This window comes from Actinoallomurus liliacearum (assembly GCF_039542035.1).
Lineage (GTDB): Bacteria > Actinomycetota > Actinomycetes > Streptosporangiales > Streptosporangiaceae > Actinoallomurus > Actinoallomurus liliacearum.
On the sequence record NZ_BAABHJ010000028.1, the window covers coordinates 39,520 to 62,437 of the forward strand.

19 protein-coding genes are annotated in these 22,918 nt (G+C 71.9%); 11 read left to right on the top strand and 8 right to left on the bottom strand.

Annotation, left to right across the window (positions count from 1 at the left end; all coding sequences use genetic code 11):
• Window positions 1–33: 33 nt before the first annotated feature.
• Complete coding sequence (locus tag ABD978_RS33700) at window positions 34–1,251, bottom strand: MFS transporter (RefSeq protein ID WP_345363800.1); 1,218 nt, start codon at window positions 1,249–1,251, stop codon at window positions 34–36.
• Window positions 1,252–1,369: 118 nt separating this feature from the next.
• Complete coding sequence (locus ABD978_RS33705) at window positions 1,370–2,599, bottom strand: MDR family MFS transporter (protein ID WP_345363802.1); 1,230 nt, start codon at window positions 2,597–2,599, stop codon at window positions 1,370–1,372.
• Window positions 2,600–2,654: 55 nt separating this feature from the next.
• Here ABD978_RS33705 and ABD978_RS33710 point away from each other — a divergent pair, with 55 nt between their 5' ends.
• From ABD978_RS33710 to ABD978_RS33740, 7 genes are all read left to right on the top strand, one after another.
• Window positions 2,655–3,722 carry an ArsR/SmtB family transcription factor gene (locus ABD978_RS33710; protein WP_345363804.1) on the top strand — a complete coding sequence of 356 codons (1,068 nt, stop codon included), beginning with the start codon at window positions 2,655–2,657 and terminating at the stop codon, window positions 3,720–3,722.
• A 110-nt stretch (window positions 3,723–3,832) separates the two neighbouring features.
• Window positions 3,833–4,642, top strand: coding sequence for an ABC transporter substrate-binding protein (locus tag ABD978_RS33715; RefSeq protein WP_345363806.1), 810 nt, complete (start codon window positions 3,833–3,835; stop codon window positions 4,640–4,642).
• Window positions 4,643–4,733: 91 nt separating this feature from the next.
• Window positions 4,734–6,260, top strand: coding sequence for a penicillin-binding transpeptidase domain-containing protein (locus tag ABD978_RS33720; RefSeq protein ID WP_345363808.1), 1,527 nt, complete (start codon window positions 4,734–4,736; stop codon window positions 6,258–6,260).
• A gap of 74 nt (window positions 6,261–6,334) precedes the next feature.
• A complete protein-coding gene (locus ABD978_RS33725; RefSeq protein ID WP_345363810.1) occupies window positions 6,335–7,144 on the top strand; it encodes an ABC transporter substrate-binding protein in 810 nt (269 codons plus the stop codon).
• A 29-nt stretch (window positions 7,145–7,173) separates the two neighbouring features.
• Window positions 7,174–7,995 carry an amino acid ABC transporter permease gene (locus ABD978_RS33730; protein WP_345363812.1) on the top strand — a complete coding sequence of 274 codons (822 nt, stop codon included), beginning with the start codon at window positions 7,174–7,176 and terminating at the stop codon, window positions 7,993–7,995.
• Window positions 7,992–8,765, top strand: a complete 774-nt coding sequence (locus ABD978_RS33735) for an amino acid ABC transporter ATP-binding protein (protein ID WP_345363814.1) — start codon at window positions 7,992–7,994, stop codon at window positions 8,763–8,765. Before ABD978_RS33730 ends, ABD978_RS33735 begins: the two co-directional genes overlap by 4 nt.
• Window positions 8,766–8,912: 147 nt before the next feature.
• On the top strand, window positions 8,913–10,274 hold the full coding sequence (locus tag ABD978_RS33740; RefSeq protein ID WP_345363816.1) for a glutamine synthetase family protein: 1,362 nt from the start codon (window positions 8,913–8,915) through the stop codon (window positions 10,272–10,274).
• Here the strand turns inward: ABD978_RS33740 and ABD978_RS33745 are convergent.
• Window positions 10,256–10,825, bottom strand: a complete 570-nt coding sequence (locus ABD978_RS33745) for a TetR/AcrR family transcriptional regulator (RefSeq protein ID WP_345363818.1) — start codon at window positions 10,823–10,825, stop codon at window positions 10,256–10,258. The genes ABD978_RS33740 and ABD978_RS33745 overlap by 19 nt on opposite strands.
• Before the next feature lie 115 nt (window positions 10,826–10,940).
• Between ABD978_RS33745 and ABD978_RS33750 the strand changes: the two genes are divergently transcribed.
• Entirely contained in the window at window positions 10,941–12,527 is a 1,587-nt protein-coding gene (locus ABD978_RS33750) for an MDR family MFS transporter (RefSeq protein ID WP_345363820.1), read from the top strand.
• Between the two features lie 55 nt (window positions 12,528–12,582).
• Here the strand turns inward: ABD978_RS33750 and ABD978_RS33755 are convergent, their stop codons facing one another.
• Both ABD978_RS33755 and ABD978_RS33760 read right to left on the bottom strand, forming a co-directional pair.
• Window positions 12,583–13,929, bottom strand: coding sequence for an FG-GAP-like repeat-containing protein (locus ABD978_RS33755; RefSeq protein WP_345363822.1), 1,347 nt, complete (start codon window positions 13,927–13,929; stop codon window positions 12,583–12,585).
• A gap of 152 nt (window positions 13,930–14,081) precedes the next feature.
• On the bottom strand, window positions 14,082–14,804 hold the full coding sequence (locus ABD978_RS33760) for an aspartate/glutamate racemase family protein (RefSeq protein ID WP_345363823.1): 723 nt from the start codon (window positions 14,802–14,804) through the stop codon (window positions 14,082–14,084).
• Between the two features lie 108 nt (window positions 14,805–14,912).
• Here ABD978_RS33760 and ABD978_RS33765 point away from each other — a divergent pair, with 108 nt between their 5' ends.
• Window positions 14,913–17,912, top strand: coding sequence for a bifunctional [glutamine synthetase] adenylyltransferase/[glutamine synthetase]-adenylyl-L-tyrosine phosphorylase (locus ABD978_RS33765; RefSeq protein WP_425550794.1), 3,000 nt, complete (start codon window positions 14,913–14,915; stop codon window positions 17,910–17,912).
• Window positions 17,913–18,101: 189 nt separating this feature from the next.
• Window positions 18,102–19,628: a N,N-dimethylformamidase beta subunit family domain-containing protein gene (locus tag ABD978_RS33770; RefSeq protein WP_345363856.1), complete on the top strand. Its 1,527-nt coding sequence runs from the start codon at window positions 18,102–18,104 to the stop codon at window positions 19,626–19,628.
• A 26-nt stretch (window positions 19,629–19,654) separates the two neighbouring features.
• Here the strand turns inward: ABD978_RS33770 and ABD978_RS33775 are convergent, their stop codons facing one another.
• Window positions 19,655–20,638: a zinc-dependent alcohol dehydrogenase family protein gene (locus ABD978_RS33775; protein WP_345363825.1), complete on the bottom strand. Its 984-nt coding sequence runs from the start codon at window positions 20,636–20,638 to the stop codon at window positions 19,655–19,657.
• Window positions 20,639–20,725: 87 nt separating this feature from the next.
• On the opposite strand from ABD978_RS33775, the gene ABD978_RS33780 reads away from it, so the two are divergent.
• Window positions 20,726–21,109, top strand: a complete 384-nt coding sequence (locus tag ABD978_RS33780) for a winged helix-turn-helix transcriptional regulator (RefSeq protein WP_345363827.1) — start codon at window positions 20,726–20,728, stop codon at window positions 21,107–21,109.
• A 26-nt stretch (window positions 21,110–21,135) separates the two neighbouring features.
• Here ABD978_RS33780 and ABD978_RS33785 read toward each other — a convergent pair whose 3' ends face one another.
• Complete coding sequence (locus tag ABD978_RS33785; RefSeq protein ID WP_345363829.1) at window positions 21,136–21,957, bottom strand: phosphatase PAP2 family protein; 822 nt, start codon at window positions 21,955–21,957, stop codon at window positions 21,136–21,138.
• Window positions 21,958–21,970: 13 nt separating this feature from the next.
• Window positions 21,971–22,804: a phosphatase PAP2 family protein gene (locus ABD978_RS33790; RefSeq protein ID WP_345363831.1), complete on the bottom strand. Its 834-nt coding sequence runs from the start codon at window positions 22,802–22,804 to the stop codon at window positions 21,971–21,973.
• Window positions 22,805–22,918: the final 114 nt, after the last annotated feature.

The following is a 22,918-nucleotide window of genomic DNA, read 5'->3' on the forward strand; positions in this document are numbered from 1 at the left end:
GGGTGGTGTCCTCAGGGATCTGATGATCGAGTATCAGGGCCGGCGGTCGCGTGGCGGCGACGGCAGCGTCCGCACCTCGGGGAACAGCAGCGGGATGAGGACGACGAGGACCTGCAGGGCGCCCGCGGTCAAGAGCGTCGTCCGCAGGCCGAAGCAGCCGGCGACGGGCGCCACCAGCGCCAGGCCGAGCGGCTGGCAGGCGAGCGCCCCCGCCCACTCGTAGGCGCAGACCCGCGACAGGGCGGTCGCCGGGACGTGGTGCTGCAGGGCCGTCTCCCAGAGCGTGTTGAAGACCATGAGGACGAGGCCGCCGAAGAACGCCGCGATCGCGATGCCGGGCACCGTGAGCTCGCCTGCCAGGGCGAGGGCCGGGCAGGCGAACAGCACCATCATCGCCAGTCCCGAGCGCAGCGGGAACCGCGGCCGTACGCAGAGCGCGATCGCGCCGCCGCCGAGACAGCCGGCGCCGAACGTCGCCGAGATCAGCGCCCACGCGCCCGCGCCGCCGAACGACCGGGCGCTCAGCGTGGGGCCGAGCACCGAGAACGCCCCGCCGAGCAGGTTGACCAGGGAGGCGGCCACGATGACGCTCCACACCCACCGGCGGGACCGGAACTCCCGCCAGCCGTCGGCCAGCTCGCGGGTGAACCGCTGCGGCTGTTCGTGACCGGTCCGCCGCAGCCGCAGCCGGGACAGGCAGGCGGCGCTGACCGCGAAGGTCGCCGAGTCCGCGGCGAGCGCCCAGCCCGGGCCCGCGCCGACGACCAGGGCGCCGGCCACCGCGGGCCCGGTGAGGAGGGACGTGGACAGCGCCAGGACGCGCAGGGCGTTGGCGGGCTGGCGCTGTTCGGGCCGCGTCGTCGCCTGGACGACTCCGGCGACGGCGGGCCCGGAGAGCGCGGCGGCGATCCCGTGCACCGCCTGGAGGACCAGGAGATGCCAGATCCGCGCGGCGCCGCTGATCAACAGGGCCGCCGCGACGCCCTGGCTGACGGCGCGTACGAGGTCGGTGCCGAGCATCAGCGAGTGGCGCGGCAGCCGGTCGGCGATGACGCCGCCGACCAGGGTGAACATCACCTGCGCGGCAGACCCGGTGGCGAGAACGGCCCCGAGGTCGACGGCGCGCCCGGTCAGGCCGAGGACGGCGAAGGCGAGGGCGGGCGCGACCATGCCGTCGCCGAGCATGGAGGTGCACTGGCCGAGGAAGAACCAGCGGAAGTTCCGCTCCCGGAGAACGGACAGTCCGTGCACCGGGCCACAGGACCTCGGAGCCTGCACCATTCAGCTCGTACGCCGCCTCGGAGGGGGACTAACCACCTGAAGTTAGACATTTTCACAGGAACCGGTCAACCCCTCGGATCCCTCCGGATCAGCCGAGCGCCCGCCGCCGGCGCCGTACCGCGGGGCCGAGCGCCAGCGCGCCGGCCGCGGCGGTCCCGCACAGGGCCGCGCAGACCAGCCACGGTGACCAGGAGGCCAGGCCGAGCAGCCCGCCGCCGATCGGCGGGGCGAGCAGCGAGGCCGCCGAGAACGCCGTGCCGTACAGCCCGCTGTAGCGCCCCCTCAGGTGCGCGGGCGAGAGATCCGCGATGATCGCCGTGGACACCGACGCGAAGAGGATCTCGCCCAGCGTCCACACCAGGACCGTCGCCGCGAACGCCCACGCCGACGCGGCGAACGCGGTCAGCCCGAATCCGGCGCCCACCACGGCCACGCCCGCGGCCAGGACGCGGCTGTGGTCGCGGCGGCCGAGCCAGGCGCCGATCAGCGGCTGCACGATCACGATCCCGACGCCGTTGAGGGCCACCGCGAAGCCGTACGCCGACGCCGGAAGCCCCGCCTGCCGCATCGCCAGCGGGAGCGTCGAGTAGGACTGCATGTAGACGAATCCGTAGCAGAGGACGACGAGCACCGAGCCGACGGCGACGCGGTCCCGCAGGACGTCCACGAGCCCGCCGGGTTCGCGCTCCGCGCGCCGGCCACGGGTCTCGGGCACCGCCCGCCAGACCAGGACGCCGCACACCACGCAGGTGGCCGCGTCGATCCAGAACAACCAGGAGAAGCCCGCCCGCGACAGCGTCCCGCCGAGCACCATCGCGACCGCGAAGCCCAGGTTGATCGCCCAGAACAGCAGCCCGAAGGCGCGGGCGCGCTCGGCCGGCCCGACCAGGTCGGCCAGCAGCGCCTGCGAGGCCGGACGGAACGCGTCGATGGTCAGCCCGAGCACGAACACCAGCACGATCAGCGCCGGGGTCGTGGTGGTGTACCCGAGCGCGAGCATCGCGGCGGCGGTGGCCAGCATCCCGCCGGTCAGCGTGGCCCGCCGTCCGATCCGGTCGGCGAGCACTCCGCCGACGAGCTGGGAGACGATCGAGCCGAGGCCGAACAGCGCCAGCACGAGCCCGGTCGCGCCGACGGACAGGCCGCGCACCCCCGTGAGATAGAAGGCGAGGAACGGCTCGACCATCGTGCCGAGCCGGTTGACGAAGCTGCCGGTCCACAGCGCCCAGAAGCCTCGTGGCAGACCGCCGACCCGCGTGTGGAGGAACGCGGGGAGCCGGGGGGAAGGGGGAGCGGGCATCTCGTCGACGGAGGTCATGGGGGCATGGTCGACAACACCCGGGCCCGGCTGGAACTCTTTTAGCGGTGCCTAAATGATCGAATTCCTCTTCGCCCCGGACGACGTCGCGCGCGTCCGGTTCGCGTTCTCGCCCCTCTGGGAGCTCATGCACAGCCTGCGCGTGCTGGCCGACCCGTCCCGCCGCGCGCTGCACCTGCCGTGGGTCCGCGCCGTACGGCCCCGGCTGCGCGGACTCGACCTGACGCCGTTGCGCGCGCTCGTCCCCGCGAGCGGGTACATGCCCGACTTCCTGACCCCGCCGCCGGAGTCCCCGCTGCCGGACTTCGCCGCCGAACTGGCGCGGGTGCGGGCCACGCCCGCACGCCGGGTCGCCGTGGAGATCCGGGACGTCGGGAAGGGCGCCGAGGGGCCGGCGTTCCACGCTCCTTCTTCGGCCGAGGCGTTCGTGCGGGCGGGCACGGACGCCGCCGGCCTGCGCGCGCGGCGCCGAGCGATGGCCGAGGCGCCCGAGCGCGCCCTCGGCGAGGTCGCCGACCTGATCGCCGCGTACTGGGAGGCGGCGCTCGAGGAGTCCTGGCCGCGGATGCGGGCGCTGCTGGAGGGCGACGTGCTCCGCCGGTCCCGCGCCCTGACCGAGCGCGGGGCCGAGGGGCTCTTCGCCGGGCTGCACGAGGCCGTCCGCTGGCACGGCGACCGGCTCGCCGTCCAGCGCCGGTGGCACCATCACGGCCCGCTGGCCGGGCGCGGGCTGGTGCTGGTGCCGAGCGCGTTCGTCTGGCCGGCCGTCTCGGTGATGACCCCGCCGTACCAGCCGATGCTGAGTTATCCCGCGTACGGCGTCGCGACGCTGTGGGAGACCGCCCCGGCGGCGCCTCCGGACGCCCTCGCGGCACTGATCGGGCGGCGCCGGGCGGCGCTGCTGCTCGCGCTGACGGTCCCGGCGCCGACGACGGAGCTCGCCGGGCGCCTGGCGGTGACCCCCGGTGCGATCAGTCAGCACCTGGGCGTCCTGCGCGCCTGCGGTCTGGTGACGGGCCATCGGGTCGGCCGGCGTGTGCTGTACGCGCGCACGGCGGCCGGCGACGCGCTCGCGGGCGCGGGCGGCGCGGTCGACGAGGACGCGCTCGCGGAGGGCCGGTGACGCGCTCGCGGCGCGGGCACCGCGATCGACATGGACGTGACGGTGCGCAACTGGTTGACTCTTCCGCGTGAGTGGGACGGATGGAGCGTCGTACCCCCCTCGGAGGCACCGTGCACCTGGTCACTCTCTCCCGCGCGTGCGCCGTGCCCGCGGCGGCGATGACCGCCTGCCTGCTGACCGCCTGCGCGCCGGCCGGCCAGACCGTGCGGGGCGTTCACCTGGTCGCCCGCGGCACGCTCACCACCTGCACGCACCTGCCCTACGCCCCGTTCCAGTTCCAGCGGGGCAAGGCGATCGTCGGCTTCGACGTGGACCTGATCGACCTGGTCGCCAGGCGGCTCGGCGTGCGGCAGAAGATCATCGACACGCGGTTCACCGCGATCACCTCGGGGGAGGTGTTCGCGGTCGCGGCGTGCGACCTGGCGGCCGCCGGCATGACCGTCAACCCGCAGCGGGCGGCGGTGGTCGACTTCTCCCGGCCCTACTTCGAATCCGGGCAGGTGCTGATGGTCCGGCGTGACGCGCGCGTCACGCCGGACGCCACAGGCTCCGGCGCGCTGCGCGTCGGCGTGGTCGTCGGCACGACGGGACAGGCGTACGCGCGCCATCAGGGGTGGCAGACGAAGGGGTATGAGAACGCCACCACCGAGTTGGACGCGCTGCGCACCGGTCAGGTCGACGCGCTGATCCAGGACGACCCGGTGGTGCGCTACTGGCTCACCGACGAGGCCAACGCGGACTTCACCCTCCTCCCGGGGCTGCGCACCCGCGAGCAGTACGGCTTCGCCGTGCGCAAGGGCCACAACCCGGCGCTGCTGCGGCTGATCGACGACGTCATCGCGCAGATCCGGCGGGACGGCACCTACCGGCGGACGTACGAGCGGTGGATGGGCCCGATGCCACCCGAGGCCACCGGGTGACGCCACCGGGCTGATCGGCCGGAACCGGCCATGGCGTCGCCGCCGCGTCGGAGACGATGATCGACTTAGGCGTCGCCGACGGGGGAGTCCGATGCGCAGAGTCGTCGTCGCCGCGGCCGGTGTGCTCATCCTCCTGGCGGCGGCCGTCTTCTCGTGCGTCGCCCTGCGAGGACCGCACGGCCCGGCGACGCCGGAGGCGGCCTCGGCCGCGTACTTCCGCGCCTGGAGCGGCGGCGACTTCGCGGCGATGCGGCGGCTGGCCGACGATCCGCCCGGCGACTTCGCCGACCGGCACCGGGCCCTGTCCCGGGCGCTGCGCGTCGACTCGGTGGACTTCACGCCGGGTCCGCCGGTACGGCACGGGGACGAGGCGTCCGTCGACTACGCCGTCACCCGGCACCTGACCGGCGTCGGAGAGTGGAGCTTCCACGCGACCCTGCGGGTCGCGCGCCGGAACGGCGCCTGGCGGGTGGTGTGGTCGCCGGCGACGCTGCACCCCGCCCTGGCCGACGGCGGACGGTGGATCCTCGACCGGACCGAGGCCGGGTCGGGAGCGCCGGTCGCCGCGGACGGCAGGCCCCTTCCCGACGACAACGACGCCCAGCCGTACCTCGCCGACGTCGGTGAGCGGCTCGGCGAGGACGAAGGCGCCCCCGGCTGGGCGGTGCGGATCCAGAACCCGGGGCGGCCGGCGCAGCAGCTCAAGGTCTTCCCCGGCCGTGGCGCGGCGCCCGTCCGCACCACCATCGACCGGCGCGCCCAGGCGGCCGCCGACGCGGCCGTGGGATCGGCGCAGGCCGCCCTCGTCGCGATCCGCCCCTCGACCGGCGAGATCGTGGCGGTCGCCGACCGGCTGCCGCAGGCCGAGAGCGCCTTCACGGGCCTGTACCCGCCGGGGTCGACGTTCAAGGTGGTCGTCGCGGCGACGCTGCTGGGCGGCGGGATGACGCCGGCGAGCCCGGTCGACTGCCCGGCCGTGACGGTGGCCGGGCAGCGCACGATCCACAACCACGGCGGCCTGGCGCTCGGCCGGGTCTCACTCGCCGACGCGTTCGCCGAGTCCTGCAACACGACGTTCGCGGGACTCGGTGTGTCGGCGGGAGCCGGGCGGCTGCGGGAGAGCGCCGCCGCGTTCGGCTTCGGCGCGCACTTCGACACGGGGACGGACACGGCCTACTCCGGGGACCTCCTCGACCCGGGCGGCGACAACGGGCTGGCCGAGGCGTCGATCGGCCAGGGGAAGGTCCAGGCGACCCCGCTCGCGATGGCGGTGGTCGCCGCGGCCGTGGCCGACGGCGCGTACCGTCCGCCGCGTCTGGTGCCCGCGCGCCTCGTCCACGCGGGAACGGCCCGGCCGCTGCCGTCCTCCGTGGTCGCCGGGCTGCGGTCGATGATGCGGGCGGTCGCGACGCGGGGCACCGCGGCCCGGGCCGGACTTCCGGCGGGCACGGCGGGCAAGACGGGGACGGCCGAATATGATGCCCAAGGTCATACGCACGCGTGGTTCATCGGCTACCGGGGCGATCTGGCCTTTGCCGTCTTCGTTCTGCACGGCGGGGACGGCGGGCAGGTGGCCGGACCGGTCGCAGCCCGTTTTCTTGCTGTGATCAAGTCGTGACCCGCTGACGTTCTCGCAGGTGGCGAGCGGTATGACATAGTCGGACAGTTGTTTGTCCTGCTTATGGAGGAATTGTGGCTATTAGTCGTCGGCTTGCCGCCGCCACCGCCGGACTCTGCGCGGCCGCCCTCGCCCTCACCGCCTGCGGCGGCGGCGGGGACGGAGTGACGGTTCAGGGTGCCAAGCTGGTGAAGAAGGGCAAGCTGACCACCTGCACGCACCTGCCGTACCCGCCGTTCCAGTCGGCCCAGGGCGGCAAGGTCGTCGGTTTCGACGTCGACGTCATCGACCTCGTGGCCAAGAAGCTCGGCGTGACCCAGCAGGTCATCGACACCCCGTTTGAGACGATCAAGACGGGGTCCGCGCTGAACGCGGGGAAGTGCGACGTCGCCGCCGCCGGTATGACGATCAAGCCGGAGCGGGCGCGGTTCATCGACTTCACCAAGCCGTACTTCAACGCCACACAGGCGCTCATGGCCAAGAAGGGCATCACCTACGCGTCGCTGGACGACGTCAAGGCCAAAAAGCTCAAGGTCGGCTCCCAGGCGAGCACCACCGGTGAGGACTTCGTCCACTCCAAGGGCATCGACTCGAAGTCCTTCAAGGACTCCGCCAGCCTCCTCAACGGGCTGCGCAGCGGCCAGGTCGACGTGATCATCGAGGACTATCCGGTCGTGCAGGGCTGGCTGAAGGACCCGGCGAACGCCGCGTACGGCGTCGCGGCCAGCCTCAACACCGGCGAGCAGTACGGCTTCGCGGTCCGCAAGGGCAAGAACCCCAAGCTGCTCTCGCTGATCAACCAGACCATCGACGAGGCCCGGCAGAGCGGCGAGTACAAGAAGATCTACGAGAAGTGGATCGGCCCGATGCCGGCGGGCGCCTGAGCCGGCCCTGATCGATTCGAGAGGCCGCAATGACTGAACACGCGGAGGCGGCGCCGCGGCTGACCCGCACGCAGCGCCGTCGGCTGATCCTGGGCGGCGAGTACGGCATCTTCGTCGTCGCCGTCGTCCTGCTCGTGTCCCTGGCGGACTGGGGGGCGCTGAAGACCAACTTCGCCGAATGGCGGGTCGCCAAGACGCTGTTCCCCGACATCATCACGGTCGCGCTGCGCAACACCCTGCTGTTCACGGTCACCGGGTTCGCACTCGGCCTGGTGGCCGGCCTGCTGCTGGCGCTGATGCGGCTGTCCTCGGTGCCGCCGTACCGCTGGTTCGCCATCGCCTACATCGAGGTGTTCCGGGGACTGCCCGCGCTGCTCATCTTCATCTTCGTGGGCACCGGCGTCCCGCTCGCCTTCCCGGGGGTCAACTTCCCCGGGGGCGTGTACGGCCAGGCCGCCGTCGCCCTGGGAGTGGTCTCGGCGGCGTACATGGCCGAGACCATCCGGGCCGGCATCGAGGCCGTGCCGCGCGGTCAGATGGAGGCGGCGCGCACGCTCGGCATGTCGCACGGGCGGGCCATGCGCTCGATCATCATTCCGCAGGCGCTCCGCATCGTGATCCCGCCGCTGACCAACGAACTGGTCCTGCTGTTCAAGGACTCGTCTCTCGTTCTGTTCCTCGGCATCACGCTGCAGCAGCGGGAGCTGTCCAAGCTCGCCCAGGACGCGGCCAGCCAGCAGGGCAACACCACGCCGATCATCGTGGCCGCCATCTGCTACCTGATCATCACGATTCCGCTCGGCCACCTGGCGCGGCGGCTGGAGGCCCGGCAGAAGAGGGGACAGCGGTGACGACCGTCAACACCACCGCGGCGGTCCAGGTGACCGGGCTGCACAAGGCGTTCGGTGACCTGGAGGTGCTGCGCGGCATCGACTTCGAGGTCAGGCGCGGCGAGGTCGTGTGCATCATCGGGCCGTCCGGATCCGGTAAGTCCACGCTGCTGCGCTGCGTGAACCTCCTGGAGGAGCCCACCGCCGGAAAGGTGTACGTCGGCGGCGTGGAGCTGACCGACCCGGACGTGGACATCGACGCGGCCCGCCGCCGCGTCGGCATGGTGTTCCAGCAGTTCAACCTGTTCCCGCACCTGTCGGTGCTCGCGAACGTCACCATCGCGCAGCGCAAGGTGCTGCGGCGCTCCGCCGAGCAGGCCGACCGGATCGCGCGCGACAACCTCGCCCGCGTCGGGTTGGCCGACAAGGTGGACGCCTACCCGGCACAGCTGTCCGGTGGCCAGCAGCAGCGGGTCGCGATCGCCCGCGCCCTGGCCATGGGCCCGGACGTCATGCTGTTCGACGAGCCGACCTCCGCGCTCGACCCCGAGCTCGTCGGCGACGTGCTCGGCGTCATGCGCAAGCTGGCCCTCGAGGGCATGACGATGCTGGTGGTCACGCACGAGATGACCTTCGCCCGAGAGGTCGCCGACCGCGTGGTCTTCATGGACGGCGGCGTCATCGTCGAGGAGGGCCCGCCGTCGAAGGTCATCGGCGAGCCGACCCACGAGCGGACCCGCAGGTTCCTGGCCCGTGTCCTCGACCCGGCCGCCGCCGAGGTCGAGGAGTGACCCGTCGGGGTCCCCGGCGGCACGCCATCGGGGACCCCGACGGGACGGCGGTCACGCTTCGCGACCTTGTAACGTGACCGAAACATGGACACGGCACACTGATAGAACGCCAGAGTTGTCGTAGCAGGTCGTCAAAGGGGATCCGTTTTGGACCGTCAGCAGGAGTTCGTGCTCCGCACGCTCGAGGAGCGCGACATCCGCTTCATCCGGCTGTGGTTCACCGACGTGCTCGGATTCCTCAAGTCCGTCGCGGTCGCCCCGGCCGAGCTGGAGCAGGCGTTCGCCGAGGGCATCGGGTTCGACGGCTCGGCCGTCGAGGGGTTCGCCCGTGTCTACGAGGCCGACATGCTCGCCAAGCCCGATCCGTCGACGTTCCAGGTGCTGCCGTGGCGGGCCGAGTCGCCGGGTACGGCCCGGATGTTCTGCGACATCCTCATGCCGGACGGGTCGCCGAGCTTCGCCGACCCGCGCTACGTCCTCAAGCGCACCCTCAGCCGCGCGGCCGACCTCGGGTTCACCTTCTACACCCACCCTGAGCTGGAGTTCTACCTGCTCGGCGAGCAGCCCGACGACGGCAGCGAGCCGACGCCGGTCGACCTGGGCGGCTACTTCGACCACACGCCGCACCGCGCCGCGCACGACTTCCGGCGCAACGCCATCATGATGCTGGAGTCGATGGGCATCTCCGTCGAGTTCAGCCACCACGAGGGCGGCCCGGGCCAGCAGGAGATCGACCTGCGCTACGCCGACGCGCTCACCACGGCCGACAACATCATGACGTTCCGCCTGGTGATGAAGGAGGTCGCGCTCGAGCAAGGCGTGCACGCCTCCTTCATGCCGAAGCCGTTCACCGAGTACCCGGGCTCGGGGATGCACACCCACATGTCGCTGTTCGAGGGCGATCGCAACGCCTTCTACGAGCCGGGCGCCGAGTACCAGCTCTCCAAGGTCGGGCGCGCGTTCATCGCCGGCCTGCTCCGGCACGCCGCCGAGATCACGGCCGTCACCAACCAGTGGGTCAACTCCTACAAGCGCCTGTGGGGCGGCGTCGGCGCGTCCGCCGGCGCGGGCGGCGAGGCGCCGCCGTACATCTGCTGGGGCCACAACAACCGGTCCGCGCTGGTGCGCGTGCCGATGTACAAGCCGCAGAAGGGTCACGCGACCCGCATCGAGTTCCGCGCGCCGGACACCGCCTGCAACCCCTACCTCGCCTTCGCCGCGATCCTGGGCGCCGGCCTCAGGGGCATCGAGCAGGGCTACGAGCTGCCGCCGGGCGCCGAGGACGACGTGTGGGCGCTCACCGCGGCCGAGCGCCGCGCGATGGGCATCGAGCCGCTGCCGCAGAGCCTGGACGAGGCGATCAGCGCGATGGAGCGCAGCGAGCTGGTCGCCGAGGTCCTCGGCGAGCACGTCTTCGACTTCTTCCTCCGCAACAAGCGCGCGGAGTGGGAGGACTACCGCCGCCAGGTCACCGAGTACGAACGCCGCCGCTACCTCTCGGTGCTCTGAGACGAGGAGATCATCTCCATCGCCACGGTGAGGCCGGTGGTGCGGCGCTCCTCGTCGGTGATGTCGTAGTCGTCGAAGGTGAAGAGGGCGATGTTCAGCCCGAAGATCGCCATCGCCGACTTGAGCTGGTCGGTCAGCGGCGCCTTCCGATCGGCGAGCAGCTCGATCAGGGCCCGGACCCGGCACTTCATCTTCTCGCCGACCGCGAGGTCGCGCATGGTGCCCTGGTTCTCGTGGGCGAAGCGCATGAGCGCCGGCGCCGAGGTGTAGAGGTTGTCGGCGTAGCGGCGCACCAGCTCCTGGCGCGTCTCCAGGGTCGGCGGCTGTGCCTGCCCCCAGGCGATCAGGTCGTCCAACCTGGCGAGGGCATCGTCGAACAGGCTGACGATGATGTCCTCTTTGGTCTTGAAGTGGTAGTACAGCGCCGCCTTGGTGACGTGGAGGCGCTCGGCGATCTCCCGTAGCGAGGTCTTCTCGTAACCGTGCTCGGCGAACAGCTCCAGCGCGACCGCCTGAATCCGCTCCCGGGTGTCGCCGCGGGGCTCGCCCATGATCAATCTCCGTCCAAACTAACTTGACGACCGGCTAGTTCCTAACTTACCGTACGGCAGGTAAAGAAACTAGCCGGTCGACAAGTAAGCGTCCGACCACAGAGAGAGGTTATCGATGTCGGGGACGAACACGGCGGAGTCCGCGCCACCAGGCGCGGCGGAGCCGAGAAGCACGCGATCCATCTACATCGCGATCATCGGCCTGATGCTCGGCATGTTCCTCGCGATGCTCGACAACCTGATCGTCGGCACCGCGCTGCCGACGATCGTCGGCGACCTCGGGGGCCTCAGCCACCTCGCCTGGGTCGTCACCGCCTACACCCTCGCCACGGCGGCCGCGACGCCGATCTGGGGCAAGCTCGGCGACCTGTACGGCCGCAAGGGCATGTTCATGGCGTCCATCGTGATCTTCCTCGCGGGCTCCATGCTGTCCGGGCTGTCGCAGAGCATGGGCCAGCTCATCGGGTTCCGTGCGCTGCAGGGCCTCGGCGCCGGCGGCCTCATGGTCGGCGCCTTCGCGATCATCGGTGACCTCGTCCCGCCGCGCGAGCGCGGCCGCTTCCAGGCGATCATCGGCGGGATGATGCCGATCGCCTTCGTCGGCGGCCCGCTGATCGGCGGCTTCCTCACCGACCACCTGAGCTGGCGCTGGACCTTCTACGTCAACGTGCCGCTCGGCGCGGTCGCCCTGCTCGTCACGGGTGTCGGCATGCGCCTGCACACCCCGCACATCAAGGCGAAGATCGACTTCCTCGGGGCGTTCCTGCTGACGGTCGGCGTCGTCTCCCTCACCCTGGTCGCGAGCTGGGGCGGCAGCGAGTACCCCTGGGGATCCTGGCAGATCATCGGGCTGGCGATCCTGTCGGTCGTGGCCCTGGTCCTGTTCGTCCTCGCCGAGTCCCGCGCCCCCGAGCCGATCCTGCCGCCGCGGCTGTTCCGCAACAAGAACTTCGCGGTCGCCCAGGTCCTGAGCTTCCTCGTCGGCGCGGCGATGTTCGGCGCGGTCAACTTCCTCCCGCAGTACATGCAGGACGTCCAGGGCGCCTCGGCGACGGCGAGCGGCCTGCTCCTCCTGCCGCTGATGTTCGGCATGCTGGTCGTGATGCTGACGACCGGGCAGCTGATCTCCCGCAACGGCCGCTACAAGCTGTACCCGATCATCGGCGGCGCGGTGATGACGGTCGGCATGCTCATGCTGCTCCTGCTCAAGGTCGACACCAGCACGGCGGTCAGCTCGGCGCTCACCGCCGGTGTGGGTCTCGGCATGGGCTTCATCATGCAGAACACCATGCTGATCACCCAGAACAGCGCGGAGCTGCGGGACATGGGCGCGGCGAGCGGCTCGGTCACCCTGTTCCGTACGGTGGGCGGCTCGCTCGGCGTGGCGCTGTTCGGCTCCATCTTCACGAACCGCCTGGAGCACACCATCTCCGACCGGCTCGGCCCGCAGGCCGCCCACAAGATCGCGTCGGGTGGCGCGCACGTGACGCCGGCACTGCTGCACAAGCTGCCCCTGCCGGTGCAGGAGGCGTTCAAGTCCGGCGTCACCAGTGGCCTGCACGGCACGGTGATCGGCGGAGCGGTCGTCGCCTTCCTGGCCTTCCTCCTCGCCTGGTTCGTCCGCGAGGTGCCGCTGCGCGGCTCGGCGGCCAAGGGCCCGAAGGAGCAGCTCGAGGAGACCATCTCCGAACCGGTCATCTGACCCGAAGACACCGAGGCCAGGGGGCTCCCGTCGGGACCCCCTGGCCTCTACTCGTTCAGCGGGGGAGCGTGCCGAAGCGGGCGCCGGCGCCGAAGCCGAAGGTGCTCGCCTTGATCAGCTTGGTGCCCGACGTGCCCAGGCCGGAGGAGGTGCCGGGCGTCACGGCCACCGCCCCGGCGAAGTCGTCGAGCCCGGGGACGCCGGTCACCAGGTCGGCCCGGCCGTCGCCGTTCAGGTCGGTCAGGGCCAGCGAGGATCCGAACGCGTTGTTGTGGTTCGGCGTGATGCCGGCGCCCTGCTCCGTGATCGTGCGGACGCTCGAGGACAGGCCCTTCGCGGAGCCGAGACGCGTCCCGACCACGTCGTCGCCGTCCTCGGGTGACAGGTGCGACGCGACGTCCGCGTACCCGTCGCCGTTGACGTCCCCGGCCGCGACCGGGGAGCTGCCCTCGGTCCCGGAGACGCCGTGCTTCTGGTCCATCCCGCTCTTCGTGCCGGGGTACACCTGGTAACGGTCGCCCTCGTAGCCGCCGATGACGACGTCCGCGCGGCCGTCCTTGTTCAGGTCGCCCACGGCGAGCCCGTTCGTGTCGCCGAGCTCGATCGTGGGACCGACCTTCTTCCCCAGGCCCTTGGCCGATCCGGCGATCACGCTGGTGGTGCCCTGGTCGGCCGGGTCGTCCCAATACCAGCTCACGGCCAAATCGGCGTAACCGTCCCCGGTCACGTCACCGGCGGCGAGGGTGTCGACGTGACCGTCCTTGCCCGGGCTGATCCCGACCGCGCTCGGCTTGGTCGAGGTCGTGCCCCGGACGACCCAGATCTTCGTGCCGTCGAACGCGGCGGTCGCGAAGTCGGTACGGCCGTCCTTGTCGAAGTCACCGGCGGTCAGCGTGGCGCCGCCGACGCCGCCCACCGCGACCGCCTTCGTCGACAATCCCTTCTTGGAACCGAACACGATCGTCAGCGAGCCGGCGTCCTTCTTGCTGCCGATGTCCTCGCCGGGCGCGCCGATCGCCAGATCGGAGTAAGCGTCCCGGTTGAAATCGCCGACGGCCAGCGTCGCGCCGAAGTGGTCGCCCTTTTCCGCGGCGCCCGGGATTCCGGCGCTGTTCTGGCTGATCACCTGGCGTCGCGTCGTGTTGATCCCGCTCTTGGATCCGTACGCCACCGCGACGGCTCCCGCCGTCGTCGCCGAGCCGACCTTGGCGTACGGGGCGCCGATGGCCAGGTCAGGGTAGCCGTCGCCGTTGAAGTCGCCGGGCTTGGCGGCCTTCGCGGCCGCCGACGCGCCGACCCGCGTCACCGGCTGACGCGGTGCCGCCGCGACCGCCGCCGAGGCCAGGCCGACCGCCGCGGCGACCGTGACGACGGCGGTGGTGCCCGTCACGAGAATTCTCACTGACTGACTCCTTACTCACAGTTGCTGTGAAATAGGAGACGCGTCTTCCGCGGCATTGGTTGGCGATTCCGGTCGACCGGATTCTCCTGAGCACACTTCGCCCGGGGCTCGTCGATCTCCGCCTTCAGCGCCGCCGACGCGACCGGCCGGGCTCATCGGGGGCCGCCGTGCCAGTCGGGCATCGCCCGCTCGCCGACGGCGACGTCGTAGGCCGCCCGGGCCAGCAGCCGCGTCGAGTCCAGCGTCGGCAGGGGAGAGACCTCGGGGGTGATCAGCAAGGGGATCTCGGTGCAGACGAGGGCGACCGCGTCGCAGCCCCGCTCGGCCAGCCGCTCGATGACGCGGACGTACTCCCGCCGCGACGCCTCGCTGACCACGCCGTTCACCAGCTCCTTGAAGATGACCTCGTTGACGAGGGCCCGGTCGTCGGCGTCCGGCACCTCCGCGGCGATGCCGCGGGCGGCCAGCGCACGCGGGTACAGCGGACCGTCCATGGTGTACCTGGTGCCCAGCACGCCGACGCGGGCGCGTCCCTCGGCCGCGGCCTGATCCGCGACGACCTCGGCGATGTGCAGCCCCGGCAGCGGGAGGGCCGGGCCCGGCACCTCGAGGGCCAGGTGGGCGGTGTTGTCCGGGCAGACGAAGAAGTCGGCGCCGGCCCGGGCGAGCCGCTGGGCGCTGGTGGCCAGGGTGGCGCGGACCGCCGCGTGGTCACCCGCGTCCCACGCGGCCATGCTGTAGCCGAACGCGATGTAGTCCAGCGTCACGTCCGGATGCTCGTTGCGGCCGGTCCGGTGGAAGCCCTCCTCGCAGAAGGTCAGGAAGCAGAGGGCGGCTCCCCCTGTGCTGTGGGCGAGAACTCCAAGGTGTTTCACGATGGCTCCAGCGTTCCGGGATATCGGGTGAGGGCGCCGGCAGCGCGCCGAGCGGCCCGATCCGAGACTCCCGCGAAGCCCGCCGGGCGCTCATGATTATCTTTGATCGTGAGCGAACGCCGTACGGAGAGCACGACCGCCCGGCTGGCCCGCCTCGGCATCACCGACGTCGCCGAGGCACAACGCCGGCTCGCCGGCCGGGGGCTCGGCGATGACCTGCTCGACGTCCTCGGGACCGCCGCGGACCCGGACCTGGCCCTCACCGGGCTGCTCCGGTTGCTGGAGCGGAGCGACATCCGCGCGGACCTGGCCGGCGACCGGGACGCCCTCGGCCGACTGATCGCGGTCCTCGGCGTCAGCGCCGCGCTCGGCGACCACCTGGCACGGCATCCCGACCACTGGCGGGTCCTCGCCGGGCCCACGGCACTCCAGCGCCCCACGGCCGACGAGCTGCGTACCGCGCTGCTGACCGCCGTCGGCGCCGACCCGGCCGACCCCATGCCCCGCGCGGGAGACCCGGAGCCGATGCTCGCGCTCCGGGCCGCGTACCGGCGGGCGCTGCTGAACCTGGCGGGCCGGGATCTGACGGGGGTGACGGACGTCGAGGACGTCGCGGCCGAACTCGCCGACCTCGCCGCCGCCGCGCTCGAGGCCGGCCTGGCCATCGCCCGTGCCGAACTCGGCGACCAGGCCGGCACCTGCCGCATCGCCGTGATCGGCATGGGCAAGTGCGGCGGACGCGAGCTCAACTACGTCAGCGACGTCGACGTCGTCTTCGTCGCCGAGCCGATGCCCGGCCAGGACGAGACGGCCGCGCTGCGGGCCGCGACCCGGCTGGCGTCCGGGATGATCAAGGCGTGCTCGGCCAGCACCGCCGAGGGCGCGCTGTGGGAGGTGGACGCCGCGCTGCGCCCCGAGGGCAAGGCGGGCCCGCTCGTACGGACGCTCGCCAGCCACCGCGCGTACTACGAGCGCTGGGCCAAGACGTGGGAGTTCCAGGCGCTGCTCAAGGCGCGCCCGGTGGCGGGGGACCGGGAGCTCGGCGAACAGTACGTCGAGGCGCTCGCCCCGCTCGTCTGGCGGGCCGCCGAACGCGACAACTTCGTCGAGGACGTCCAGGCGATGCGCCGCCGGGTCGAGGCGCACATCGACCCGGACCAGGTCGGGCGGCAGCTCAAGCTCGGCCCCGGCGGCCTGCGCGACGTTGAGTTCGCGGTGCAACTGCTGCAGCTCGTGCACGGCCGCACGGACGAGGGCCTGCGCGGCCCCAACACGCTGATCGCCCTGAAGAAGCTGTCGTGGGGCGGGTACGTCGGCCGGGCCGACGCCGCCGCGCTGGCCGGCGCGTACCGGTTCCTGCGCCGCGTCGAGCACCTGATCCAGCTCCACCGGCTGCGCCGGACGCACCTGGTGCCCGAGGACCCCGCCGACCTGCGGCGCCTGGGCCGCGCGCTGGGCTTCCGCACCGACCCGGTCGGGGAGTTCACCGCCGAGTGGCGACGGCACGCCCGGGAGGTCCGGCGTCTGCACGAGAAGCTGTTCTACCGGCCGCTGCTGCTCGCCGTGGCCCGGCTGCCGGGCGAGGAGGCCCGCCTGACCCGCGAGGCGGCCCGTACCCGGCTGGAGGCGCTCGGCTACACCGACCCGGACGGCGCGCTCCGGCACCTGCAGTCGCTCACGGCGGGGGTCTCCCGGCGCGCCTCGATCCAGCGCACGCTGCTGCCCGTCATGCTGGGCTGGTTCGCCGACGGCCCCGACCCCGACGCCGGCCTGCTCGGGTTCCGGCAGGTCAGCGAGGCGCTCGGCACCACGCCGTGGTACCTCCGCCTGCTGCGCGACGACGTCACCGTGGCCGAGCGGATGGCGCACGTGCTGTCCTCGAGCCGCTACGCCACCGACCTGCTGCTGCGCGCGCCGGAGGCCGTCTCCCTGCTGACCGGCGACGCGACACTGACGCCCCGGTCGTCCGACGCGCTGCGCGGGGAGGCGCTGGCCGCGGTGGGCCGGCACATGAGCGTCGTCCCCGCCCGCCTGCAACTCGACCCGGCGGCGGACGCCGTCACCGCCGTACGCGGCATCCGGCGCCGCGAACTGCTGCGCGTCGCGGTCGCGGACCTGCTCGGCCGCCTCGACGTACGCGAGACCGGCGAGGCGCTCACCGCAATCACCCTCGTCACGATCGAGGCGGCGCTGCGGGCCGCCGTCCACAAGATCGAGATGGAACGCCGCGCGCCGTTGCCGACGAGGTTCGCGGTGGTCGCGATGGGCCGCCTCGGCGGGTACGAGCTCGGCTACGGCAGCGACGCGGACGTCATGTTCGTGCACGACCCCGTGCCGGGCGCGGAGCAGGAGGCCGCGCCCGCGGCGCACGCGGTCGCCGAGGAACTGCGCCGCCTGCTCGCCCTGCCGGCGCCCGACCCGCCGCTGGTCATCGACCCGGGCCTGCGGCCGGAGGGACGGCAGGGCCCGCTCGTGCGCACCTTCGACTCGTACGCCTCCTACTACCGGCGCTGGTCCTCGCCGTGGGAGAGCCAGGCGCTGCTGCGCGCGGCGCCCGTGATCGGCGACGAGGAGCTCGGCACGCGCTTCCGGGCACTGATCGACCCGCTGCGGTGGCCGCAGGGCGGGATCGACGACCGCGCCCTGATGGAGATCCGCCGGCTCAAGGCACGGATGGAGGCCGAGCGGCTGCCCCGTGGCGTGGACCGTCGCCTGCACACGAAGCTGGGGCCCGGCGGCCTGTCCGACGTCGAGTGGGTGGCCCAGCTCCTGCAGCTCCGGCACGCGTACGACGTTCCGGAGCTGCGCACCACGCGGACGCTCGCGGCCCTCGACGCCGCGGCGGCGGCCGGCCTGCTGGACCGCGAGGACGCCGTACGGCTCTGCGACGCGTGGCGGCTCGCCACCCGCATCCGCAACGCCGTCATGCTCGTACGGGGGCGGGCCTCGGACACCCTGCCGACCGAGCACCACCGCGAGCGCTCCGCCGTGGCCCGCGTGCTCGGCTACGACGCCTCCGGCGAGATGCTGGAGGACTACCGCCGCCACGCGCGTCACGCCCGCGCCGTCGTCGAGCGCGTCTTCTACGGCGACGACACGAGCGTGTGACGTCGCCTGCGCCATCGAGCCGTGGCGCCGTGGCGGTGCCCTGACCAGCCCGGCCGGCCAGGGCGCCGGCCGGTTCCGGTGCGCGGTCCCGGGCCGACGAGACCCGGGACCGAACGCCGTGCGAAGGTCAACGCGTGGTCATCCCCGCGTCGGCAGGGACGCAGATACGCGACAATCCCAGCTGTGATCATGAACCGCCCCGTCGCCGCTCTCGCTGTCCTCCTCCTGGTCCTCACCGGGTGCGGTGGCGGTGGCGGACATGGCAGGGCCGCGGTCCCGCCCCGGGTGCCCCGGTCCGCGTCGTCGCCCGCGGTGGCCGAGAACACCAGGCCGGGATCCCCGGACTGGAAGGTGCGCAAGACCGGGGGCGAGCACGCCATCGAGGGCTTCGCCGACCGCGTGAGCGTGCTTCCGGGGGAGTCGTTCCGGCTGTTCGTCTCGACCACCGCCAAGGGCTACACCGTCAGCGCCTTCCGCATGGGCTGGTACGGCGGGGCCCAGGCGAGGAAGGTCTGGGTCGCGCCGCACCAGGCCGGCCGGCGACAGGCGGCCGCGAAGACGGCCGGGAAGACGCACACCGTGACCGCGCCGTGGCAGCCCTCGCTCACCGTCTCCACCCGTGACTGGCCCGAGGGCTCCTACCTGCTGCGCCTCGACGCCGACTCCGGGACCCAGCGGTTCGTGCCGATCACCGTCCGGTCGGCGAGCACGGCGGGCAGGGTGGTCGTCCTGAACGGCACGACGACCTGGCAGGCGTACAACATGTGGGGCGGCCGCGACCTGTACCAGGGACCGGGCGGCTTCGACGGCCGGTCCCGCGCGGTCAGCTTCGACCGCCCGTACGACGGGAACGGCGCGGTGAAGTTCCTCGCCTTCGAACAGCCCGCCATCGCGCTGGCCGAGCGGACCGGGCTGCCCCTCGCGTACGAGACCGACAACGACCTGCACCACGACCCGCGGCTGCTCGACGGCGCCCGCGCGCTGGTCACCCTCGGCCACGACGAGTACTGGTCGACCGCGATGCGCGACGAGGCGACGAAGGCCCGCGACGCCGGGATGAACATCGCGTTCCTGGGCGCGAACGCGGTGAACCGGCACATCCGGTTCGAGCCGACCTCCCTCGGCCCCGACCGGCTCGTCGTCTGCTACAAGAGCGCCGACGAGGACCCGATCAAGGACCCGGCGGAGAAGACCCAGGACTGGCGTCTGTCGCCCAAGCCGCGCCCGGAGAGCGCCCTGATCGGGATCATGTACACCTGCTTCCCCGCCGACGGCGCCTGGAAGGTCTACCGGCCGGACAACTGGGTGTTCGCCGGTACCGGCGCGCGCAAGGGCGAGGAGTTCCCCGGCGTGATCGGGCCGGAGTCCGACGCGGTGACCGCGGGCGGGCCGACACCGCGACCCATCGAGGTGCTGGCCCACTCGACGATCCAGTGCGGCACCTCCACGACGAGCACCGACGCGACGTACTACACCGCGAAGAGCGGGGCCGGGGTGTTCGCCACCGGGACCATGCGCTGGGTCTGCGCGATGCGCGGCCGGGCCTGCGGCCACGGGGTGACCGGCAAGGCGGCGCCCTTCGTCTCCCGGGTCACCGAGAACGTCCTGCGCGCCTTCGCCGCCGGCCCGGCCGGCCGGGCGCATCCGGTACGGGACAACCTGGCGAAGATCCGGCCGGCCAAGGCCGGCGCGGCGCAGGGCGCGGACCTCGACTGATTCAGCCGGCTCCTTCTGGCCCGTTCCTAGACCGTGACGACGATCTTCCCTCCGGTGTGGAGTCCCTTCTCGCGGTGGCGGTGTGCCTCGACGACGTCGTCGAGGGCGAACACCGTGTCGATGGCGGGCCGCAGTGCACCGAGGCGTACACCGGCGTTCAGGAAGGCCGCCATGCGCTTCACCACGACGGCGTCGAGGGTGTGCTCGAAGCTCTGGTAGCTGAAGATCGTGAGCGGCGTGCTCCTCGGGAAGGGGGTGGGCCGAGGGTCCAGGAAGCCCGCGGCGACCAGTGTTCCGCCGGGGCGGGCCGCCTTCACCAGATCCTGCTGGCCGGGGCCTGTGACAAGGTCGAGGACGATGTCGGCGCCGGTCCCACCGGTGTGGTGGCGGACGGCTTCGACGACGTCCACCTGGTCGGTGGCGATGACCGCGGCGGCGCCGGCGGCGAGCAGGTCGTCCTTCTTCGCAGTGTGCCGAGTGACGGCGATGGGCACGGCGCCGATCTGATCGGCGATCTGGATCGCCGCCCGGCCGACGCCGCCGGACGCGGCAGTGATGAGGACGTGGTCGCCGGGCCGCATTCCCGCCTTCTCGACGAGCGCGCCGTAGGCGGTGGAGTACGCGACCCAGATCGCCGCCGCCTCCGTGATTCCCAGCCCGGCCGGCCGGGCGACGACCCGGCTCGCGGGGACCGTGGTGTATTCGGCGTAGCTGCCCCTGACGGTCGCGTCCGGAACGGCCGTGAGGATGACCGGATCGCCGATCTCCAGCCCGGTGGTCTCGGGGCCCAGCGCGTCGATGACGCCGGTTCCTTCGACGCCGAGGCGAGCGTGTGGCAGGGGGACGGTTACGGGCGAGGCGCCGGAACGCATCATCAGGTCGAGCGGGTTGACGGCGAACGCTTCGATCCTGACCCGTACCTCGCCGGCCGCGGGCTCGACGACCGGCTCCTCGACGACGTGCATGACGTCCGGCCCGCCGAACTCGTCGAACACGACGACTCGTGACATGGTGACTCCTCCGCATTTGGTGCTGGTCTCGTTGCTCGCGGAAGACGTTACGGAGCCGTCGGTTACCTCCTGGTACCTTCGACTTTCATGCAGAACGCGGCCGGACCGACCTTCCTCGCCGACTGCCCCACGCGCCTGGCGGTCGAGATCATCTCCGACAAATGGGCCGTGCTCGTGCTCTACGGGCTCAGCCATCAGCCTCGCAGGCACGGTGAGCTCGTCGACCTCATCGGCGGCATCTCGCGCAAGGTCCTCACCCAGACGCTGCGCCGGCTCCAGCAGTACGGTCTGGTCGAACGCCATGCCGAAGCGCCACGGCGGGTCGAGTACAGCCTCACCGACCTCGGCCGGACCCTCGTCGAGCCCATCGAGGTCCTGACGATCTGGGCGCGGGACCACGGCGGGGCCATCGCCGACTTCCAGGAGGCGGCGGAGGCCGCCACTCCTGCTCGGGCTCGCGCGCAGGGTTGATCTCGGCGACGGGCGTCGACTCGCGGTCAGCGGACGGTCGAGCCGCCCGTCTCGGTGGAGAAGACGCGGGCCATCGGGCCGAGGCGCGGGACCATGACCCGTACGGTCCGGGTCGCGGCGTAGCCGGCGGCCAGGGTGACCACACCGCCGATGGCGTCGAGCAGGTAGTGGTTGGCGGTGCCCAGGATCACGAGCACGGTCGCGGCGGGATAGCAGTACACCAGCCACCGGACCCGGCTGGGCCGCGTCACGTCGGCGATGGCGATCGCGCACCACAACGACCAGCCCGTGTGCAGCGACGGCATGGCGGCGTACTGGTTCGACACCGAGGCGACCGGCGAGGCGCCGGACTCGTACAGGCCGCCGCTGTGGAACGCGTTCGCCGTGTCGACGAACCCGGCGATCATGCGCGGCGGCGCCAGCGGGTACAGCCAGAACCCGATGAGGGCGAGGACCGTCGTCGCGAAGATCAGCCGCCGGTAGAACACATAGCGGTCCGGATGACGGACGTACAGCCAGACCAGCACGCCGATCGTGAGGACGAAGTGGAGGCTCGCGTAGTAGTAGTTCGCGCTCGTCCCGAGCCAGCGCACGTCCGTGAACAGCCGGTTGATCGACAACTCGACGTTCAGGTGCAGCAGGTGCTCGAGGTGGAGGATGTCATGCCCGCGGCTCAGCGCCGCCGTGTGGTTGCGGGGCACGAGATCGCGTACCAGCGAGTAGGCGCCGTAACAGAGGGCGATGAGCAGAATCTCGCGATAGAAGCGGGGGCGCCCGGCGGGTCGCCCGCCCGCCTGCACCCCCGTCAGGTCGCCCGTGGCGACCGGCGCCACGGCCGACCTTGACATGATCCCTATGTTCTCAGATCGAATCGGGTGACCCGTCGGTATTCCTTGTCTTGTTTGTCACTTTGTGATCTTTCACCGGACCGGTCCCCGTCGTCTTCCGGTGCATGAGCCCGCTGGTGACCAGCGCGCCCGCGGTGATCAGGACTCCGGCCGCCGCGTCCAGCACGTAATGATTGGCGGTCGAGAAGATCACCAAAATTGTCACGATCGGGTAAAGGGTGGCGATCGCCCGAACCCACGGACGCCGCGAAAGCGTGACCACCGCGACCGCACACCACAATGCCCATCCCGCGTGCATTGACGGCATTGCCGCGAACTGATTGGTCAGCGAACCGGCCTCGGGCGAGGAATACAGGCCGAAGCTGTGCAACGCCACCACCGGGTCGACGAAGCCCTGGCCGCCGAGGAAACGCGGCGGCGCCAGCGGGTACAGCCAGAAGCCGAGCAGCGCGATCCCGGTGGCGACCATCAGGGCCGTGCGCAGGCGGCGGAAGTGCTGGGGCCGCCGCCGGTAGAGCCACACGAGCACGGTCAGGGTGACCGCGAAGTGAGCGGTGGCGTAGTACCAGTTCGCCGGCCTGGCCAGCGACGGCGCCCGCAGCAGCGCGTGGTTGAGGTCCAGCTCGACGTCGATGCCCAGCGCGTGCTCCAGCCGCAGGATCTGCGACGCGTGCGCGTACGCCGTCGCCTCGTCATGCGGGATCAGCAGCCGGACCAGCGTGTACGCGCAGTAGAAGGCGGCGGCCAGCGCGATCTCGCGCCACAGCCGAGGCGCCGGCGACGGCACGGGCGAGGCGGCGGGCTGCTTCTCGACGGGACGGGGATGGGGGGCGGCTAGCTGGGCCATGATTTCAATCTTCGACGAGTCGCACCCTTTTGTGATCATCTCCAGGAATGGTCTGCGACTCGACCCAGGAGACTACGCGCCTAGTCCTCAGGGGGGATGCCGTCCCCTATCGGT

Coding starts and splice junctions, on each gene's coding strand:
- ABD978_RS33775 (WP_345363825.1), bottom strand. CDS start 20,638: ATGTCACGAGTCGTCGTGTTCGACGAGTTCGGCGGGCCGGACGTCATG.
- ABD978_RS33745 (WP_345363818.1), bottom strand. CDS start 10,825: ATGGGCGAGCCCCGCGGCGACACCCGGGAGCGGATTCAGGCGGTCGCG.
- ABD978_RS33750 (WP_345363820.1), top strand. CDS start 10,941: ATGTCGGGGACGAACACGGCGGAGTCCGCGCCACCAGGCGCGGCGGAG.
- ABD978_RS33705 (WP_345363802.1), bottom strand. CDS start 2,599: ATGACCTCCGTCGACGAGATGCCCGCTCCCCCTTCCCCCCGGCTCCCC.
- ABD978_RS33730 (WP_345363812.1), top strand. CDS start 7,174: ATGACTGAACACGCGGAGGCGGCGCCGCGGCTGACCCGCACGCAGCGC.
- ABD978_RS33770 (WP_345363856.1), top strand. CDS start 18,102: ATGAACCGCCCCGTCGCCGCTCTCGCTGTCCTCCTCCTGGTCCTCACC.
- ABD978_RS33785 (WP_345363829.1), bottom strand. CDS start 21,957: ATGTCAAGGTCGGCCGTGGCGCCGGTCGCCACGGGCGACCTGACGGGG.
- ABD978_RS33780 (WP_345363827.1), top strand. CDS start 20,726: ATGCAGAACGCGGCCGGACCGACCTTCCTCGCCGACTGCCCCACGCGC.
- ABD978_RS33710 (WP_345363804.1), top strand. CDS start 2,655: ATGATCGAATTCCTCTTCGCCCCGGACGACGTCGCGCGCGTCCGGTTC.
- ABD978_RS33720 (WP_345363808.1), top strand. CDS start 4,734: ATGCGCAGAGTCGTCGTCGCCGCGGCCGGTGTGCTCATCCTCCTGGCG.
- ABD978_RS33790 (WP_345363831.1), bottom strand. CDS start 22,804: ATGGCCCAGCTAGCCGCCCCCCATCCCCGTCCCGTCGAGAAGCAGCCC.